This window comes from Proteus sp. G2674 (assembly GCF_009915195.1).
In the GTDB taxonomy this organism is placed as follows: domain Bacteria; phylum Pseudomonadota; class Gammaproteobacteria; order Enterobacterales; family Enterobacteriaceae; genus Proteus; species Proteus mirabilis.
Map to the genome: position 1 here is coordinate 1 of NZ_JAABLS010000032.1, position 19,071 is coordinate 19,071.

General features: G+C 41.4%; 13 protein-coding genes and 1 pseudogene. 7 read left to right on the top strand and 7 right to left on the bottom strand.

Annotated features, from left to right (window positions below):
• Window positions 1-285, top strand: a pseudogene (locus GWI58_RS13555) (BPSS1780 family membrane protein); the annotation flags it as partial.
• A 73-nt stretch (window positions 286-358) separates the two neighbouring features.
• Here GWI58_RS13555 and allD read toward each other — a convergent pair.
• Window positions 359-1,408, bottom strand: a complete 1,050-nt coding sequence (gene allD, locus GWI58_RS13560; protein WP_104836329.1) for an ureidoglycolate dehydrogenase — start codon at window positions 1,406-1,408, stop codon at window positions 359-361.
• Window positions 1,409-1,808: 400 nt separating this feature from the next.
• Here allD and GWI58_RS13565 point away from each other — a divergent pair, with 400 nt between their 5' ends.
• The gene (locus tag GWI58_RS13565; protein WP_017827048.1) at window positions 1,809-2,141 is read left to right on the top strand and encodes a hypothetical protein; all 333 of its coding nucleotides are present in this window, start codon (window positions 1,809-1,811) and stop codon (window positions 2,139-2,141) included.
• A gap of 179 nt (window positions 2,142-2,320) precedes the next feature.
• Here the strand turns inward: GWI58_RS13565 and serS are convergent, their stop codons facing one another.
• The 5 genes from serS to lrp form a co-directional block, all read right to left on the bottom strand.
• A complete protein-coding gene (gene serS, locus GWI58_RS13570) occupies window positions 2,321-3,610 on the bottom strand; it encodes a serine--tRNA ligase (protein ID WP_004244571.1) in 1,290 nt (429 codons plus the stop codon).
• 133 nt (window positions 3,611-3,743) lie between these two features.
• Window positions 3,744-5,093 carry a replication-associated recombination protein A gene (locus tag GWI58_RS13575; RefSeq protein WP_012367706.1) on the bottom strand — a complete coding sequence of 450 codons (1,350 nt, stop codon included), beginning with the start codon at window positions 5,091-5,093 and terminating at the stop codon, window positions 3,744-3,746.
• A gap of 10 nt (window positions 5,094-5,103) precedes the next feature.
• On the bottom strand, window positions 5,104-5,709 hold the full coding sequence (gene lolA / locus GWI58_RS13580; RefSeq protein WP_004244569.1) for an outer membrane lipoprotein chaperone LolA: 606 nt from the start codon (window positions 5,707-5,709) through the stop codon (window positions 5,104-5,106).
• Window positions 5,710-5,821: 112 nt separating this feature from the next.
• The gene (locus tag GWI58_RS13585) at window positions 5,822-9,628 is read right to left on the bottom strand and encodes a DNA translocase FtsK 4TM domain-containing protein (RefSeq protein WP_161769280.1); all 3,807 of its coding nucleotides are present in this window, start codon (window positions 9,626-9,628) and stop codon (window positions 5,822-5,824) included.
• 127 nt (window positions 9,629-9,755) lie between these two features.
• Window positions 9,756-10,250, bottom strand: coding sequence for a leucine-responsive transcriptional regulator Lrp (gene lrp, locus GWI58_RS13590; RefSeq protein WP_004244566.1), 495 nt, complete (start codon window positions 10,248-10,250; stop codon window positions 9,756-9,758).
• Between the two features lie 542 nt (window positions 10,251-10,792).
• Between lrp and trxB the strand changes: the two genes are divergently transcribed.
• From trxB to infA, 5 genes are all read left to right on the top strand, one after another.
• Window positions 10,793-11,752 (top strand): thioredoxin-disulfide reductase, encoded by a 960-nt coding sequence (trxB, locus tag GWI58_RS13595; RefSeq protein WP_004247618.1) that lies wholly within the window; start codon window positions 10,793-10,795, stop codon window positions 11,750-11,752.
• 141 nt (window positions 11,753-11,893) lie between these two features.
• Window positions 11,894-13,663: a heme ABC transporter permease/ATP-binding protein CydD gene (gene cydD / locus GWI58_RS13600; RefSeq protein WP_104836327.1), complete on the top strand. Its 1,770-nt coding sequence runs from the start codon at window positions 11,894-11,896 to the stop codon at window positions 13,661-13,663.
• A gap of 2 nt (window positions 13,664-13,665) precedes the next feature.
• Complete coding sequence (gene cydC / locus GWI58_RS13605) at window positions 13,666-15,417, top strand: heme ABC transporter ATP-binding protein/permease CydC (protein ID WP_161769281.1); 1,752 nt, start codon at window positions 13,666-13,668, stop codon at window positions 15,415-15,417.
• A 1-nt stretch (window position 15,418) separates the two neighbouring features.
• Window positions 15,419-16,111 (top strand): leucyl/phenylalanyl-tRNA--protein transferase, encoded by a 693-nt coding sequence (aat, locus tag GWI58_RS13610; RefSeq protein ID WP_036908220.1) that lies wholly within the window; start codon window positions 15,419-15,421, stop codon window positions 16,109-16,111.
• A 319-nt stretch (window positions 16,112-16,430) separates the two neighbouring features.
• Window positions 16,431-16,649 carry a translation initiation factor IF-1 gene (gene infA, locus GWI58_RS13615; protein WP_004244560.1) on the top strand — a complete coding sequence of 73 codons (219 nt, stop codon included), beginning with the start codon at window positions 16,431-16,433 and terminating at the stop codon, window positions 16,647-16,649.
• Between the two features lie 119 nt (window positions 16,650-16,768).
• On the opposite strand, the gene clpA is transcribed toward infA, so the two are convergent.
• Window positions 16,769-19,063, bottom strand: a complete 2,295-nt coding sequence (gene clpA, locus GWI58_RS13620; protein WP_004244559.1) for an ATP-dependent Clp protease ATP-binding subunit ClpA — start codon at window positions 19,061-19,063, stop codon at window positions 16,769-16,771.
• Window positions 19,064-19,071 lie beyond the last annotated feature (8 nt).

Consider the following 19,071-nt stretch of genomic DNA (forward strand, 5'->3'; position numbering starts at 1 on the left):
AGTTTTATGGCGGTTAAAAACAACTTATTTGGTGGCTTTCTATTCTTTGTGCTGTTAAGCATCATTATTGGCTTGAGTATTATCCCATTTGGATTAGGCTTATTTATCACTATTCCACTCTCTTTTACTGCAATGTATGGATCATATCGCCATATTTTCTATCAGAAAAATATGGGTAATATGACTAATAACCATACTGATAACAATGACAATAATGGTGATAGTGGGAATAAAGTTTCTTTAAATAAAACCGCAGAATCGAATATCGGTAAATTAGTCAGTTAAATATTTTGTCATTTGGGATAACCAAAAAAACAGCCACCTAATTAATGGATGGCTGTTTTTTTATTAATATAACTTAGCTGGCAAATGGGTTTTTATTATCATAAGATTGATTAAATAATACATCAGAATTTAAGTAATGATAAATTTCGTCAACTATTTCTATCCCCTCTTTTTCGCTTCTCTGCGCTGCAAGCTGACTATTTTCCCCAGGATATAATACCCGTTCAAAACCGACTGCAGGCTTAATACTATGTAGCTCAGCCATTACTTGAGAAATGTGTTTTTTAAATAAATCAGCATCAGTGAAGAAGGCTGGATTAATCACAATGTGGAGCTGACCTAATTCACGACCTTGTGTCAAATCATGATACATAGAGCTAACATGTTTACCAAAGGGTAATCCTAATAAAATACCGGACAATACATCGACCATCATCATCAAGCCATAGCCTTTTGGCCCCGCAATAGGTAATAAACCTTTTACTGCAAAGGGATCACAGGTTGGTTTGCCCGCTTCATCTACCGCCCATGTGTCAGGAATGTCACTATGTTTAGCTCGCGCATCAAGAATTTTACCCCATGCCTGCACTGTTGTCGCCATATCAAAGGTAATAGGTTTATGATCTGCACTCGGGGCTGAAAAAGCGATAGGATTAGTGCCATAATACACTTCAGAGCCACCAAATGGCACTACCATAGGATCCGATTGACAAAGTGAAATACCAATCATTCCAGATGCAGAGGCTTGTTCTACAAAGTAGGATAACGCCCCACTATGACCAATACGTCTAACCCCAACAACAGCAATGCCTTTCTCTTGTGCCATATTAATCGCGTGCTCCATGGCCTGCTTAGCCGCAACATGTCCAGCACCATTATCACCATCAAAAATCGCACTACAAGGTCCTGTCTCTTGATAAGTAAACTTAGGATGCGTATTTGTTCCTCCCTTACTAATGCGCTCAGCATAATATTCCACACGTACAGCACCATGAGAATGAATTCCTTTCATATCAGCATGAACTAATACATCGGCAACAATGTCTGCATGGTTTTCATTCAGTCCTGCATTATGTAACTTATTTTTGATTAATTGGTGTAACTGCTGTTTAGAAATTATCATACAATAGGCTCTTTAGTAGGGTTCTAAATAAATAGAAACGTCATAAGATAATTGAAATTAACTTGAGCGATAATTTTAATGTAGCAGTATAGAGATGATCTGCTGTGATCAGTTTAACCAATAGGAAATTGCATTATATTTTTATTTAATCTCACTTATTTTAGTAAGAATTTTTTAATAATCATCTGTTTTTTCTGCACCTGATAACTGTTATTAAATAATATTAATAGCAATAAAACGCTCTTTTATTAAAAAATCATCAGTAAAAAACTACCTGCTATTATTTATTAATAATGTCACCCTTCATCTGTATTAAAGAGAAAAAATTTATATGTTTCTTTTGATCATTTAAGTCCATTTAGGTAGTCTGTAATAACAATTATTATTTGTGGAATAAAAAATGATAAATAAAGAAATATTAAAGAACCTAAAGTATTTTGAAAAAACACCATTGATTCATCATATTAATTATTCCCTAACTGAAGATGCTAAAAAAAATATACTAAACGGCTGGTTACCTGCATGTATGGAAGATAAATGGCTTTCATATAGTATAGAAAACTGTGTCTATGTTCATCGCAGTTGGAGTGGCCATTTAATGTATAAATTCACTATTGATAATAACACCATTGATTTTATAGAAATTGCAATGGACGATTTTGTTGATATGACAAATGACAGAAAAATAGAAGTATTCTTCTCTTTGTTGCCTTACTTATCTCAACCTCATTGAAGTATTAGATACTGAAGCTAGTATATAGCCAGAATATAAACCATTAATAAAATTATACTCAGGTTAAAAGGTTAATAGAAATTACCACCACTAGTCTTTTGATGCTTTTTATACCATTAAAAAACCCCCTATTTAGTAGGGGGTTTTAATATTATAACCACTGAGTAATTAGGTTTTTATTAACCAATATACTCAAGGCCATTCATATAAGGACGTAAAACTTCTGGAATTTCAATACGACCATCAGCAGTTTGATAGTTTTCCATAATGGCGACTAAAGTACGCCCTACAGCTAAACCTGAACCATTTAAAGTGTGCACAAGTTGAGTTTTCTTGTCACCTTTAGCACGGAAACGTGCTTGCATACGGCGTGCTTGGAAATCCCAGCAGTTAGAGCATGAAGAAATTTCACGGTAGGTATTTTGTGCCGGTACCCACACTTCTAAGTCATAGGTTTTACGTGCACCAAAGCCCATATCACCTGTACAAAGTACCACTTTACGGTAAGGCAGATTAAGCAATTGCAACACTTTCTCTGCATGGCCAGTTAGCTCTTCTAATGCATCCATTGATTTTTCAGGATGTACAATTTGTACTAACTCTACTTTATCAAATTGGTGCATACGGATCAGACCACGTGTATCACGGCCATAAGAGCCCGCTTCTGAGCGGAAACATGGCGTATGTGCAGTCATTCGCAATGGTAGTTCGTCTTCTTCGAGAATAACGTCTCTAACCATATTGGTAACAGGTACTTCTGCTGTTGGGATCAGCGCATATTGGCTTTCAGACTCTTCTTCAAGTGGTTTGGTATGGAATAAATCACCACTGAATTTAGGTAACTGTCCTGTGCCATATAAAGTGGCATGGTTAACTAAATAAGGCACATACATTTCTTGATAGCCATGTTGTTCTGTATGCAAGTTCAGCATGAACTGGGCGATCGCGCGATGTAAACGTGCAATTTGACCTTTCATCACAACAAAACGTGAACCGGTGATTTTCACGGCAGATGGGAAATCTAAACCATCAGTGAGTTCACCTAGAGTAACGTGATCTTTTAATTCAAAGTCATAAGTCTTTGGTTCACCCCAACGAAATACTTCAACGTTCTCGCTGTCATCTTTACCATTAGGCACAGAGTCATGAGGCAGATTCGGTAAAGTTAACGCATAGTCACGAATGTCGGCTTGCAGTTTATCTAATTCCGCTTTTGCCGCTTCAAGTTTTTCACCTAATTGGTTAACTTCCTGACGAAGTGGCTCAATATCTTCACCACGCGCTTTAGCAGCACCAATAGACTTCGATCGGGAATTACGTTCTGCTTGCAGGGATTCTGTTTCAACCTGTAACACCTTACGGCGTTCTTCTTGTTGACGAATTTTTTCCACATCGAGGGTAAACCCCCTGCGAGCCAGTTTTTCGGCGACCGCGTCTAGCTCATTACGCAGTAGATTTGGATCGAGCATGCTTATCCTGTGCTTATTGATAGATTAATAAAAACCTTATCTCCTATCATTCTCTTGTTTACCTATCGCGAAGATACCTGAGATAAGGGGTAGTTAAAAAAATTACTAATGATTGAATAACCTTACCGCATCTTTACAATTTGCGATAGCGTTTTGTCACACTATTTTGATCTTGCTGAGAAAGCCAGTCTAATTTCTCAGCAAGCTTGATCTCTAACCCTCGATTAACAGGGTGATAATAACGCGTTTGTGCCATTTCAGCCGGAAAATAGACCTCTCCTGCCGCATAAGCATTAGGTTCATCATGAGCATAGCGATACTCTGCACCTAAACCCATCTCTTTCATTAATTGCGTTGGCGCGTTACGTAAATGTGCAGGTACATCATAATCAGGTTTACTTTTTGCATCTGCCAGTGCGGCTTTATAAGCGGTATACACGGCATTACTTTTCGGCGCACAAGCAAGATAAACAATCGCTTGTGCTATTGCACGTTCACCTTCTGCAGGGCCTACCCGCGTAAAGCAATCCCATGCAGCGATGGCAACTTGCATAGCACGAGGATCTGCATTACCGACATCTTCTGAAGCAATAGCCAATAAGCGACGAGCAACATACAGTGGATCTCCCCCCGCAGTGATGATACGAGCATACCAATAAAGTGCTGCATCAGGTGCCGAGCCACGTACTGATTTATGCAAAGCAGAGATAAGATCGTAAAATCGATCACCTTTATTATCAAAACGGGCGCTACGTTCACCACTAATTTCTTTTAATAATTCCGCTGTTAGCGTTCGTTTGCCTTGGCTATCGACTTCTGCCATATCAGCCATCATTTCAAGCAGATTGAGTGAACGGCGCGCATCACCATTGACTAATTCAGCAATCATTTTGCGTGTATTATCAGGTAAAATAATGTTACGCCCACCTAAACCACGTTCAGTATCATCTAATGCTTGCTGTAATACCTGTTCAATGTCTGTTTCTGTCAATGATCGTAGCAGGTAAACTCGTGCACGTGATAGCAGTGCCGAATTTAATTCAAAAGAAGGGTTTTCCGTTGTTGCACCAATAAAGGTGATAGTGCCATCTTCAATATGTGGCAAAAAAGCGTCTTGTTGGCTTTTATTAAAACGATGAACTTCATCAACAAATAGGATGGTTCTACGCCCCGCATTTCTATTTTGGTGCGCTATGTCAATGGCGGCCCTGATCTCTTTGATCCCTGACGTCACCGCAGAAAGTCTTTCTATATCCGCTTGGGCATAGCGCCCGATAATTTCAGCTAATGTGGTTTTTCCTGTACCCGGTGGTCCCCATAAGATCATTGAATGTAATTGGCCTGCTTTTATCGCCCGTGGTAGCGGTTTACCTTCAGCGAGTAGATGCTTCTGCCCAATATACTGTTCTAATGTTTCAGGCCGCATTCTCGCGGCCAGAGGTTGAAATTCATTTTGTGAAAAGTCGAGTGATAAATTACTCAAAATAGCCTCACTAGCGTTGGTCATCCACCGTCACACCCGCGGGTGGTGTAAAGCGGAACGCTGATGCATCAATGGGTGCGACCTTTTGTGCCGTTAATTGGTATTGGCTGACTTGCCCATCTTGCTCTGTAGCCGCAAATTGTTGGATTTGACCATTAGGTGAAACGGTAATAGAAAAGTGCTTTAAATTGTTCTCTGTTTTAGGGGTTAATTCAAAGCGATCACCATTTTGCTTAACATCGTAATTTTGCCATTCTTTACTATCATTACGCGCAATCAACATAAAAGGGGTATTCGTTGTGGCACTCTCTAACCAAGTTGCCGTCACTTGTTCGACAAATGGGTTATAAAACCACAATGTTTTACCATCAGAAATTAGTGTGCTCTCATCCGGTGCCGTCATTTGCCAATTAAACAGATCAGGACGCTGTACTTTTAAATGTCCTTCCCCTTTTTGAATTAACGCACCTTCGTTACTGGTCACCGTTTGACTAAAGTTAGCCTGAAAGCTATTCACTTTATTAAGACGTTGTTGTAAGTCTTGACGAGCATCCGCCCAAGCGGCTTGGCTACCAAACAACGCGATAGCACAGACTGTGAGTAATACTTTTTTCATTCAACACGCCTCTGACTGAGATTACGCCGACATCATGTCGGCGTATAAGTTATAGTGATATTTATTAGATTATCATGCTGATTTAAGCGCTGATAACTCTGTTTTCAAGATATTACATTTCTGCTGGCGGTGGTGATAATACATCACGCGTATTATTGTGATTAGGTGCACTGACAATACCCTGCATCTCCATCTGCTCAACAATTCTGGCTGCACGGTTATAGCCAATTCTAAATTGACGCTGTACACCGGAAATGGAGACTCGCTGTTTTTCAACCACAAATTCTACGGCCTGATCAAATAGCGGATCAAGCTCTTCACCATCATCATAACCACCACCATTGCCACCTTCGCCTTCTTCACCACATTTGGTAATGGCTTCAATATATTGAGGTCTGCCACGTGCTTTCCAGTCTGTTGCAACCGCATGTACTTCATCATCGCTGACAAATGCACCATGTACACGCTCTGGCATATAGCCATTAGGGGCATAAAGCATATCACCCATGCCTAATAAGGATTCCGCGCCACCTTGGTCTAAAATAGTGCGCGAGTCGATTTTACTCGATACAGTAAATGCGATGCGACTTGGAATATTCGCTTTAATTAAACCAGTAATAATATCCACTGAAGGGCGCTGAGTGGCTAATACTAAGTGAATTCCCGCCGCACGTGCTTTCTGTGCTAAGCGAGCAATTAATTCTTCCACTTTTTTACCCGCGGTCATCATTAGATCAGCAAACTCATCGACGATGACCACAATATAAGGCTCTTTTTCTAACATAGGCAACTCAGGTGCCATGCTGTCAGAAGGTTTCCATAGTGGATCTGGAATTGGACGCCCCATGGCTTCCGCTTCTTTAATTTTTTCGTTATAGCCCGCAAGGTTACGTACCCCTAATGCGGACATTAATTTATAACGGCGTTCCATTTCTGCGACACTCCAGCGCAAAGCACTCGCAGCATCTTTCATATCTGTCACCACTTCGGTTAACAGGTGCGGAATACCTTCATAAACCGATAATTCCAACATTTTCGGGTCAATCATAATAAAGCGTACATCTTCTGGCTTCGCTTTATAGAGAATGCTGATGATCATCGCATTCACCCCAACAGATTTACCCGAACCTGTAGTACCTGCAACCAGTAAGTGAGGCATTTTAGCCAAGTTAGCAACCACAGGTTGCCCACCGATATCTTTCCCTAGTACCACAGTTAATGGTGAACGACTGTCACGGAATGCATCACTATCTAATAGTTCACGCATATAGACGGTTTGGCGTTTTTTGTTTGGTAACTCAAGTCCAACATAAGGTTTGCCCGGTATAACTTCAACAATACGCACTGCCGTCGTGGAAAGTGAACGTGCTAAGTCGCGGGATAGATTTGAAATACGTGCAGCTTTTACACCAGGCGCTAGCTCTAGCTCAAAACGGGTGATCACCGGTCCCGGTGAAATGCCAACCACTTTTGCTTTAACACGGTAGTCATTTAAACGCGCTTCAATTAACTTACCAATACGCTCAAGCTCAAACATATCGACAGGTTCATCATCCATAGGAGGAGAGGTTAATAAGTCAAGTGATGGCATTGGTGTTGTTGGTTTTTGTAACGGCCTATCATTGCGCATTAATAACGGATGAATTAATGACTGTTGTTGCTGTTGCTGTTGCTGTTGCTGTTGCTGTTGCTGTTGCTGTTGCTGTTGCTGTTGCTGTGCAAAATGTTGAGCCATCTGTGCTTGAGGCTCAATAGGTGTTTGCCCTACAGAAGATACAGAAGATACTGGCTCTGCAGGGGTTACCATCGGCGTAAAAACAGGCTCTGCAGGCTCTTCATCTAACAAATCATCCACCGGTGATAACGAGCCTAATGCATCAAGATTTTCTTGTAACTCGATAGTCGGTGTGTATTCCTCTTCTTCATCATCACGAGGTGATACTTGTAAGAATGCATCACTGTTAGGATAAAGAGTGCTGTTATCAGTCTGTTGAGTAACAGGGGTAGGTTGAGCCGCAAAAGAGTGCTGAATATGGGGATGATACCCTTGTGCCGAGGCTGGCGTTTCGGATGATCCAGTCGTGACTGATGGCAATACCTCGTCATCTTCATCCTGTAAAACATCCTCACCGTAGCGTTCTTGCAGTTGTTGCTTAAACTGCTCAGCGAGGTGTTGTTCATACTCATCACTCTCCTCTTCTGTTTCTTGCGCAGAAAAGGTATGGGTATCAATGAAAGGTTGATTATCAGACTCGTCATACTCGTCATAGGTTGACTGCGAGCTAGATGTCGCTGATGACATCGTGATGGTTGGCTCAACATTTTGTGTTGCTGATGTATCCTCACCATAGCGCTCACGTTGTTGCTCAAGAAATTGCTGACGTAACGATTGTTCGAAATTAGCCTGCTCTTGTATATCCGCTAAATCGTCTTCATGATCTTGTTGAAGCGCTTCTTCACGGCGGCGTAATTCCGCCTCACGTTGTGATGGGATACGAATACCATAAAGCTCTCGACGCGTTGGTAATCGTACCGGATTTGGTCGAGGTAATTCAGGCCCTAATCCTTGTTTAACTTGTGCACCGTGACTGACTATTGCTGCTGTTGCCACACTGGCAACACTGGCGGCTGTTTGAGTTAATGAAGCTGAATTGCTATCTGTTGATGTAGCTGATGTAGCAGATGGCGTAAATAATGATGCACTATGGTCGCTATTATCCGCCGCTGTTTTTTGCGAGACAATTGACGCTTCGTTTGTTTCAATAGGTTTGTTTTCCGTCAATGGCATGGTTGTCGGTACTTCTTCTGTCACGACACCATTGTCTGCCATAGAGTCAGAGGAATGCGCTTGTTGCTTAAGAAATGCCGATGGTATTTCAAAGCGATAGTGTTCAGGTTCAGGCTCAGTGACTGGGCTAGCGTCATGAGTAGCCATCGGTGTTACTTCTGCATCATGGGTTGTGGCATGCGTCGGTTGTTGATTATCAACAATATGCTCTGCCCGCTCTTTGCTCTCGTGCGCCTCAGCGATAACTGTCTCTGTGGCTGAAATCGTTGGGGTTGCAGATCCGCTAGCAACTTCTGAAGTTTCAGTTATATCATCATGTTGTGGCGTGATCGCCATTTCTTGCTGACGCGCTAACTCAAGGGCGGAAGGTGCAGAAAAGAGAATATCATCACTATCTGGTTCTATTTGCGCAGAAAGTTGATGTTCTGGCTGGGTGTTGTTATCCACCAGCGCCTCAGGATCTGCCTGAGCAGGATCGGCGGGTTCTTCATAATCATCATAATCAATATCTTTTTGACCACGATTAGTAATAAAAGCAACCGCACCTAAGATAACCGCACCAATCTTTTCGGTAATCGTCAGCCATGACCAGCCAGTAAATAGCGTAAAGCCTATCGCCCATACTGATAGTAGCGCCAGTGTTGCACCTAGCATATTAAACCAAGGTAGCAATGCCTTGCTAAATAAGCTACCAATCACCCCACCAGAGCTAAAATTGTAGATATCATCAAAATTAAGATCAGCTAACGCACAAGATGTAAGAACCAGAGCCAAGGCACCAATTGTACGTAATGCAAGGGAGAAAAAATCTGTGTATTCACGATTTTTTTGATGACGTAATGCATTCCAGCAACCAAATACCACCACAATAGGGATTGCATAAGCGAGCAAGCCAAATGCTGAAAAAAGGATATCAGCAAGCCATGCACCAATATTGCCACCTAAGTTTTGAATAGGTTCATTCCACGTGGTTTGTGACCAACTCGGATCGGCTGGATGGAAGCTCAGTAAAGAAATCATTAAAAAGATAGCACCAATGCCTATCAAAATAAGAAGGGCTTCCCAAATACGACGGCGGTTACTTATCTTAGTAAAACGAATATTTTTATCTTCTGTATATTCCTGGCTCAAAGAGGGCTCTCCAGGTTTCACTTAAGGTTTAAACGGAACAACGCTGAGATAACCCAGCGTTGAAACTGTATACATAAACAGGAGTGTACCTAACTTTATCCTGTTTTGCACTAACCTATTAGCAGGCTTAGCGTGTTTTAATCACTAGGCGATTGCTTTGTTTTACTTCTTCCATCACCACATAAGTGCGGGTGTCGTTTACACCAGGAAGACGTAATAGCGTTTCGCCTAATAATTTACGATAAGCAGACATATCAGGTACACGAGTTTTCAACAGATAGTCAAAGTCACCAGAAACTAAATGACATTCTTGGATCTCTTCAAGTTTTTGAACAGCCATATTAAATTGTTCAAAGACATCTGGTGCACCACGGTTTAATGTGATTTCCACAAATACCAACAGAGATGCATCTAGGTAATGGGGGTTTAATAGCGCAGTATAACCAGAAATAAATCCTTGGCGTTCTAATCGGCGTACACGCTCTAAACATGGAGTTGGTGATAAACCAACGCGTTTAGACAGCTCAACGTTTGAGATACGACCATCTTTTTGAAGCTCATTTAGAATATTCCGGTCTATTCTATCAAGATCTTTACCCGGACGTTTTTTATTATCAATCATCTCTATACTCTCTTTCTCTTTTTCTCTTACTTTATTTTCCTATACCCATACCTGTACACCTTCAGCATCATATTGAGACCTCGGTATCAAACGGTCAGAGCAAACTACCAATCTATTTTTATTTAATGCCAGATAAAACAATCATTTTATCCAAATTTTTATCTATTCATCTTGCAAAAGCACTATCCTATGCCCTGTCTGTCTAAAAATAATACCTATTACGTCTGAGGATAATTATCTTTTACAGTCATGTTTTCGCAAATGTACAGCGGATTGTCAAAGCAAATGAGCAAAAATCAGAACAAGGCGCTATGTTATTGTCTATATATGCAAGATAAACAGCAATTGTAAAGCAAAATGTTTCAGGTTAATTCGATGATGTTAACGCAATATAACTCTATAATTATTAAACTATATTACTATTAACTATTGCTAAAATAGTTAAAATATTATCGCTATTTCCCTTTCTTGGCTTTTTTTAACGTCTTATTTCTCCTACAATCGCTCAATTCGCATCAAGCCTAATCAAAGATGAGGTATCCATGAGCACCATCAAACATAGCAAACTTATTATTTTAGGTTCAGGTCCTGCCGGCTATACTGCAGCAGTTTATGCAGCACGAGCTAACCTAGAACCCGTGCTGATTACGGGTGTTGAAAAAGGAGGACAGCTCACTACCACAACTGAAGTTGAAAACTGGCCTGGCGACCCTGAAGGATTAACTGGTCCTGGTTTAATGGATCGCATGTTTCAGCACGCTGAAAAATTTAATACCGAGATTATCTCTGACCATATCAACAAAGTCGATCTGAAAAACCGACCTTTCCGCCTATTTGGTGATGAACAAGAATATACTTGTGATGCCTTGATCATTGCAACAGGGGCATCAGCACGTTATATCGGTTTACCTTCTGAAGAAGCATTTAAAGGCCGTGGTGTTTCTGCCTGTGCAACCTGTGATGGCTTTTTCTATCGTAACCAGAAAGTTGCTGTTGTCGGTGGCGGTAATACTGCCGTAGAAGAAGCACTGTATTTAGCAAATATCGCCTCAGAAGTGCACCTAATCCACCGCCGCGATTCATTCCGCTCTGAAAAAATCTTAATTGACCGTTTAATGGACAAAGTTAAGAATGGCAATATCATTTTGCATACCGATCGTACCTTAGATGAAGTGTTAGGTGATGATATGGGTGTCACTAAAGTGCGCTTAAAAGATACGAAAAGTGATAAAACCGAAGAGCTAGAGGTCATGGGCGTCTTTATTGCTATTGGTCATAGCCCTAACACGGCAATTTTTGAAGATCAATTAGCCTTAGACAACGGTTACATTAAAGTTCAATCCGGTACGCAAGGCAATGCTACCCAAACATCTATTGAAGGTGTTTTTGCCGCAGGTGATGTAATGGATCATATTTATCGTCAAGCCATTACCTCAGCAGGTACAGGTTGTATGGCTGCTTTAGATGCAGAACGTTACTTAGACGCACTAAAATCTAACTAAAATCCTCACTTCCTTTCAAGGCGCTATTTCAGTAGCGCCTTTTACCATGTAACATACTAGCTTGGTCGTTAAAGAGTAATCATTATTATTCTTGGCGTTTTTGATACTTTGTATCTCACCTGCAGATTTGAATCTTTTCTCATGGATAAAACTAAACAAAATGAATTGGTTCGATGGCTGAAACAGCAAAGTGCTCCAGCCCGCCGTTGGTTACGGCTATCAATGATTTTAGGGGTAGTCAGTGGTTTATTAATTATTGCGCAAGCATGGTTATTAGCCATTCTACTACAAGCGTTCATTATGGATGGGCTAAGTCGTGATACACATACTACTACTTTTCTTATCCTTATCAGCATCTTTATTTTACGCGCTGTCGTGATGGCGATACGCGAACGTGTAGGCTATCGCTGTGGTATGGCGGTCAGACAGCAAATTCGCAAAATAGTACTTGATAGACTTGAAGCGCTAGGCCCTGTATGGGTCAAAGGCAAGCCCGCAGGAAGTTGGGCAACGATTATTCTAGAACAAATAGAAGATATGCAAGATTACTATGCGCGTTATCTGCCGCAAATGTATCTCGCCTCTATTGTACCTTTGCTGATTCTTATTACCATTTTTCCTATTAATTGGGCCGCAGGATTAATTCTTTTTGTCACAGCCCCTCTTATTCCTTTATTTATGGCGTTAGTTGGCTTAGGCGCAGCAGATGCTAACCGGCGTAATTTTCTTGCCTTAGGTCGCTTAAGTGGCAACTTCCTTGATAGATTACGTGGTTTGGATACATTGCGCCTATTCAACCGTGGTGATGCAGAAGTAAAACAGATAACGGATGCAACGGAAGACTTTCGTAAGCGAACCATGGAAGTGCTACGTATGGCATTTCTCTCTTCTGGCGTATTAGAATTCTTTACCGCCGTATCCATTGCGGTCGTCGCGGTCTATTTTGGTTTTTCCTATCTTGGAGAATTGAGCTTTGGTGATTATGGGTTAGGCGTGACGTTATTTTCTGGTTTTTTAGCCCTGATCCTTGCCCCTGAGTTTTTCCAACCATTACGCGACTTAGGCACCTATTATCATGCTAAAGCACAGGCGGTAGGTGCAGCTGGCTCCTTGGTTGAGTTTTTAGAAACTGAAGGTGAACAGCCCCAACCTACGGGTAATCAAACTATTAATACCGACCAAGGTATTGAAATAGTTGCCCAGCAATTAGAAATTTTGTCACATCAAGGAGCCAAACTGGCAGGCCCTCTTAACTTTACCATTCATCCCAAACAGCGTATTGCGCTGGTCGGGCAAAGTGGCGCAGGTAAGAGCTCATTACTTAATGTATTGTTAGGTTTTTTACCTTATCGTGGCTCATTAACCGTCAATGGTGTTGAGTTAACTCAACTCTCTCCACAGGCATGGCGCCAATGTATCAGCTGGGTGGGACAAAACCCTAACTTACCAGAGCAAACCCTGCTGGATAATATTCGTTTAAGTGATCCGAACGCCAGTGAAGCGAAGATAAATCAAGCTATTGAAAAAGCTTATGTAAGTGATTTTATTAACGAATTACCGGATGGTTTAAACACCATTATTGGTGATAATGCTGCCCGTCTTTCTGTTGGTCAAGCCCAACGTATTGCGGTAGCTCGCGCCCTTTTATCACCTTGTCACTTTTTATTATTAGATGAGCCAGCAGCAAGTTTAGACTCTCACAGTGAACAGCGCGTTATGCAAGCGCTTAATGAAGCTTCATTACATCAAACGACGCTGTTGATTACCCACTTATTAGAAGAAACGATGGAATATGATCAGATTTGGGTAATGGAAAAAGGGCAAATCATTGAAACTGGGACTTATCAGTCACTCAGTCAACAACATGGTGCCTTTGCTCGTCTTCTTGCTCATCGTAAAGAGGAACTTTGATCATGAGAGTACTGCTTCCTTTTCTCGCATTATACCGTCGTCACTGGTTTATGCTGTTACTGGGTATTTTGTTGGCAATTTTAACATTGTTAGCCAGTATTGGCCTTTTAACACTTTCTGGCTGGTTCTTAGCGGGCACGTCATTAGCGGGTTTTGCGGGCATTTATAGTTTTAACTATATGTTACCCGCCGCTGGGGTACGAGGTGCGGCAATATTTCGTACTGCGGGGCGTTATTTTGAGCGTCTTGTCAGTCATGATGCCACCTTTCGTGTACTCTCACACTTGCGTGTTTTCACTTTTAAGAAAATTTTACCGCTCTCTCCTGGGGGGATCGCCCGTTTTCGTCAAGGTGAATTACTTAACCGTTTAGTGGCTGATGTTGAAACCTTAGATCACCTTTATATCCGGGTGATCTCACCGATAATTGCCGCCTTTGTGGTTATCATGACCATTATGTTTGGGCTTGGGCTTATTGATGCTCGCTTAGCAAATACGCTAGGTGGTATTATGCTCACCCTGCTGGTGGTATTACCTTTTGTATTTTATTATGCCGGAAAGCCCATTGGTCGTGATCTCACAGACCTAAGAGGGCAATATCGCACCGTACTCACCAGTATGTTACAAGGGCAAGCTGAATTAACAATTTTTGGCGCCCTTCCCCGCTTTAGACAAAATTTAGCGCAACTTGAAGCACGCTGGCTGCGCCGTCAAGCACAACAAGCTAACTTAACTGGTTTATCTCAATCGCTAATGATTTTAGCCTCGGGATTAACCGCCACACTGATTTTATGGTTAGCTGCCGATGGTATTGATGCCCACTTTATGCCAGAAGCACTCATCGCTCTCTTTACTTTCTGTGCATTAGCGGCATTTGAATCGCTCGGCCCGGTGACTGTCGCATTTCAACATTTAGGGCAAGTCATGACATCGGCTACGCGTATTACACATTTAATTGAGCAACAACCCGATGTCACCTTCCCAGCCCAAGGGGGAGAGATAAAACCGAGCGCCTCATTAACACTACGGGATGTCTGCTTTACCTATCCTAATCAACCCATGCCTGTGATCAATCATGTTGATCTCACCATTGAAGCAGGACAACATGTGGCATTACTCGGTAAAACGGGTTGTGGTAAATCTACACTCTTACAATTAGTCAATCGCGTGTTCGATCCCTCTCAGGGCGTGATCACATTAAATCATTTATCTCTTGCTGATTATGATGAAGCGACATTACGTTCAATGATGTCTGTTGTACCTCAACGTGTGCATGTTTTTAGCCATACTTTAAGAGAGAACTTAATTATGGCAAAAGAAGATGCGACAGATGAAGAGCTTACTCATGTTCTACGCCAAGTTGGTCTTGAACAACTGGTCGAAAATGATGAAGGTTTAAATGCATGGATGGGTGATGGTGGAAGACAGCTTTCTGGAGGCGAACAACGACGTTTAGGGCTGGCAAGAGCCATACTCCATAATGCACCACTTATCTTACTTGATGAGCCAACAGAAGGTCTTGATGCAGATACAGAGCAACAGATCCTCGCGCTATTACAGCAACATTGCCAAGGCAAAGCGGTATTAATGATCACCCACCGGCTTTCTGGGTTAGATAAAATGGATAAAATTTGTGTGATGGATGGCGGTCACATTGTCGAAACCGGCACGCATCGTCAGTTATTACAACAGCAAGGTCAGTATGCTAAATTTCATCAAAGACAAGCATTGTTAATGCCACATGATGAGGCGTAATATGCCGTTGTTTCAATTAGATGAACACGATGTGACTTTTCCTGCCCCCCATTTGGCTTTAAAAGAGCCAAGTGGGTTATTGGCAATTGGCGGCGATATTTCCCCTGCTCGTTTGAAAGAGGCTTATCAAACGGGGATTTTCCCTTGGTATACACCTCATGAAACGCCGTTATGGTGGTCACCCGATCCCCGAGCCGTCTTACCCGCAGGAACATTGCATATTGGTCGTACGTTACGTAAGTTTTTACGCCAAGCGCCTTATACCATCACCTTAAATCAGGCATTCTCTGATGTCATTGAGGCCTGTAGTATACGTGATGAGGGAACTTGGATAGGCCCTGATATAAAAAACGGCTATCGGGCATTGCACCAACAAGGAGAAGCCCATTCGGTAGAAGTTTGGGAGGGCGACGAATTGGTCGGTGGTTTATATGGAGTTAACGTTGGTGCCGTTTTCTGCGGTGAATCAATGTTTAGTCGTCGAAATAATGCTTCTAAATGTGCCTTTGTTGCTTTTTATAACCATTTTCTGCGTTATGGGGGTCAACTATTTGATTGCCAAGTGTTAAACTCTCATACGGCAGCATTAGGTGCGATAGAAATTGCCAGAGATCGCTATTTAGAGGCGCTATCTCGTTGGAAAAAGGTGATTATTGATAAAAAGTGTTGGTATCAGCAATCGTTGGAATTATAATCACCACTCGTTTTTGTAAAGCCCATCAGATTTTAAATAGAATTTCACTGCTGTGGTCTATACAAAAATTCATCTTGCACATCCAAAGTGTGGTTTGGATGTTGTTATTTTATTGCAATAAATACCGCACAATAAAGAATTATGACTTGTGTTATTAACCTTGTTTTTCAGCAACTAAAACACAAGTAACGGTAAGGAATATTAACTTGTTAGCAAAGCAAACATCTTTGTTAACCAATAACATTCCTTTACATAGGACAATATTTTCGGCATTATCTTGCCGTTTAAAAAATATGGTTATTAAAACTTAGAGGATTAGATGGCCAAAGAAGACAACATTGAAATGCAAGGCACTGTACTGGATACTCTGCCAAACACGATGTTCCGTGTAGAATTAGAAAACGGACACGTCGTTACCGCTCATATTTCAGGAAAAATGCGTAAAAACTATATTCGTATCCTGACAGGCGACAAGGTTACCGTTGAGCTGACCCCATATGACCTGAGCAAAGGCCGTATCATCTTCCGTAGCCGTTGATCCCAATCCATTCTCTCCCGCAATATCATCATTTCGGGTGAAAAAAAACACCACAGGCAAAGCATGAATTGATGCTGACCTGTGGTGTCTGCTTTTTAGCCTAAGATAAACCGCTATTATTAAATAACGGTATCTTCTTTTTTAGCCAATTTTTCTTGGCTAGTAAATTGGTACTGTAATTTATTTTCTTGGTCATTTAAGGTCACAGAAACCGATCCGCCATTAACTAACGAGCCAAACAGAATTTCATTGGCTAATGGTTTTTTCAGATTTTCTTGAATTACGCGCGCCATAGGTCTTGCTCCCATTGCTTTATCGTAACCTTTATCACTTAACCATTGGCGAGCTTCTTGACTTACCTCTAGCGATACCCCTTTATCATCCAATTGAGCTTGTAACTCGACAATAAATTTATCAACCACCATAGCAATAATATCGGCTGATAGCGCATTAAACCAAATAATGCCATCTAAACGGTTACGAAACTCTGGGGAAAACGCTTTTTTGATTTCAACCATGGCATCAGTGCTATGATCTTGTTCAGTAAACCCTATCGATTTACGTTGCGTTTCATGAACACCCGCATTGGTTGTCATCACCAAAATCACATTACGAAAATCAGCTTTACGGCCATTATTATCAGTAAGTGTTCCGTTATCCATCACTTGTAGCAGAATGTTAAACACATCAGGATGTGCTTTTTCAATCTCATCAAGTAACACTACAGAATAAGGGTTTTTAATCACCGCATCTGTGAGTAATCCACCTTGATCAAAACCAACATAACCAGGAGGTGCCCCAATTAAACGACTTACCGTATGTCGTTCCATATATTCAGACATATCAAAGCGCAGTAGCTTAATATTAAGCGCTTTCGCCAACTGGACCGTTACTTCTGTTTTACCCACCCCAGTAGGTCCGGCAAATAGGAAAGAGCCAACCGGCTTATTCTCTTGCCCTAAACCTGCTCGGCTCATTTTGATAGATTCAGCCAAGGCATGAATAGCTTGATCTTGACCGAACACCAACATTTTTAATTGGTTATCCAGATTTTTTAGCATTGACTTATCACTGCTAGAAACCGTTTTTTCTGGAATACGGGCAATTTTTGCTACTACCGATTCAATATCAGAGACATTAATCGTCTTTTTACGTTTGCTTGGTGCAATTAAACGGGTTTTCGCACCAGCTTCATCAATAACATCAATGGCTTTATCAGGAAGGTGTCTATCAGTAATGTATTTAACTGATAAATCAACAGCTGCCTGAATTGCCTTATTGGTATAACGCACATCGTGATGTGCTTCATACTTCTGACGCAATCCCTTAATAATTAATACGGTTTCATCTGCCGAAGGCTCAATTACATCAATTTTTTGGAAACGACGAGCCAAGGCGCGATCTTTTTCAAAGATCTGACTAAATTCTTGATAAGTGGTTGAACCAATCACACGAATACGACCACTTGATAATAGTGGTTTAATTAAGTTAGCGGCATCAACTTGCCCACCAGAGGCAGCACCAGCACCAATGATGGTATGAATTTCATCGATAAATAAGATACTTTTTTCATCTTTTTCAAGTGTTTTCAATAACGCTTTAAAGCGTTTTTCGAAATCACCACGATATTTGGTTCCTGCTAATAAAGATCCAATATCAAGGGAATAGAGCGTACAGCCTTTCATCACATCAGGCACATCATTTTGTTCAATACGCCATGCGAGCCCTTCTGCAATTGCCGTTTTACCGACGCCCGATTCACCGACCAGTAATGGGTTATTTTTACGTCGACGACATAAGACTTGTATCGTTCTTTCTAATTCCGCTTGACGGCCGATAAGTGGATCAATTTTACCCTGACGCGCCAACTGGTTTAAGTTAGTGGTAAAATTATCCATGCGATCATCGCCTTGTGGCATCTCTTGTTGAGATTGTGCATTTATATCGCCCATATCAGACTGATCATCACTGTTTTGTTGATCATCTTTTAAAATGCCATGAGAGATAAAATTAACCACATCAAGACGGCTAACATCATGTTTACGTAGTAGATAAGCGGCGTGAGACTCTTGCTCACTAAAAATCGCCACTAGCACATTGGCACCGGAAACTTCATTTTTACCTGAAGATTGCACATGGAACACAGCACGTTGTAATACACGTTGGAAACTCAAGGTTGGCTGTGTTTCTCTATCGACATGCTCGGGTAAAATAGGTGTCGTTTTACGAATAAAGATTTCAAGCTCTTCGCGTAAGACTGCTAAATCGACTTTACAAGCTTCCAATGCTTCACGCGCCGATTTGTTACTTAATAGCGCCAGCAACAGGTGCTCTACAGTCATAAATTCGTGTCTGTTATCACGGGCTTTCGCGAATGCAATGTTAAGACTAAGCTCTAATTCGTGATTAAGCATAAGCACCT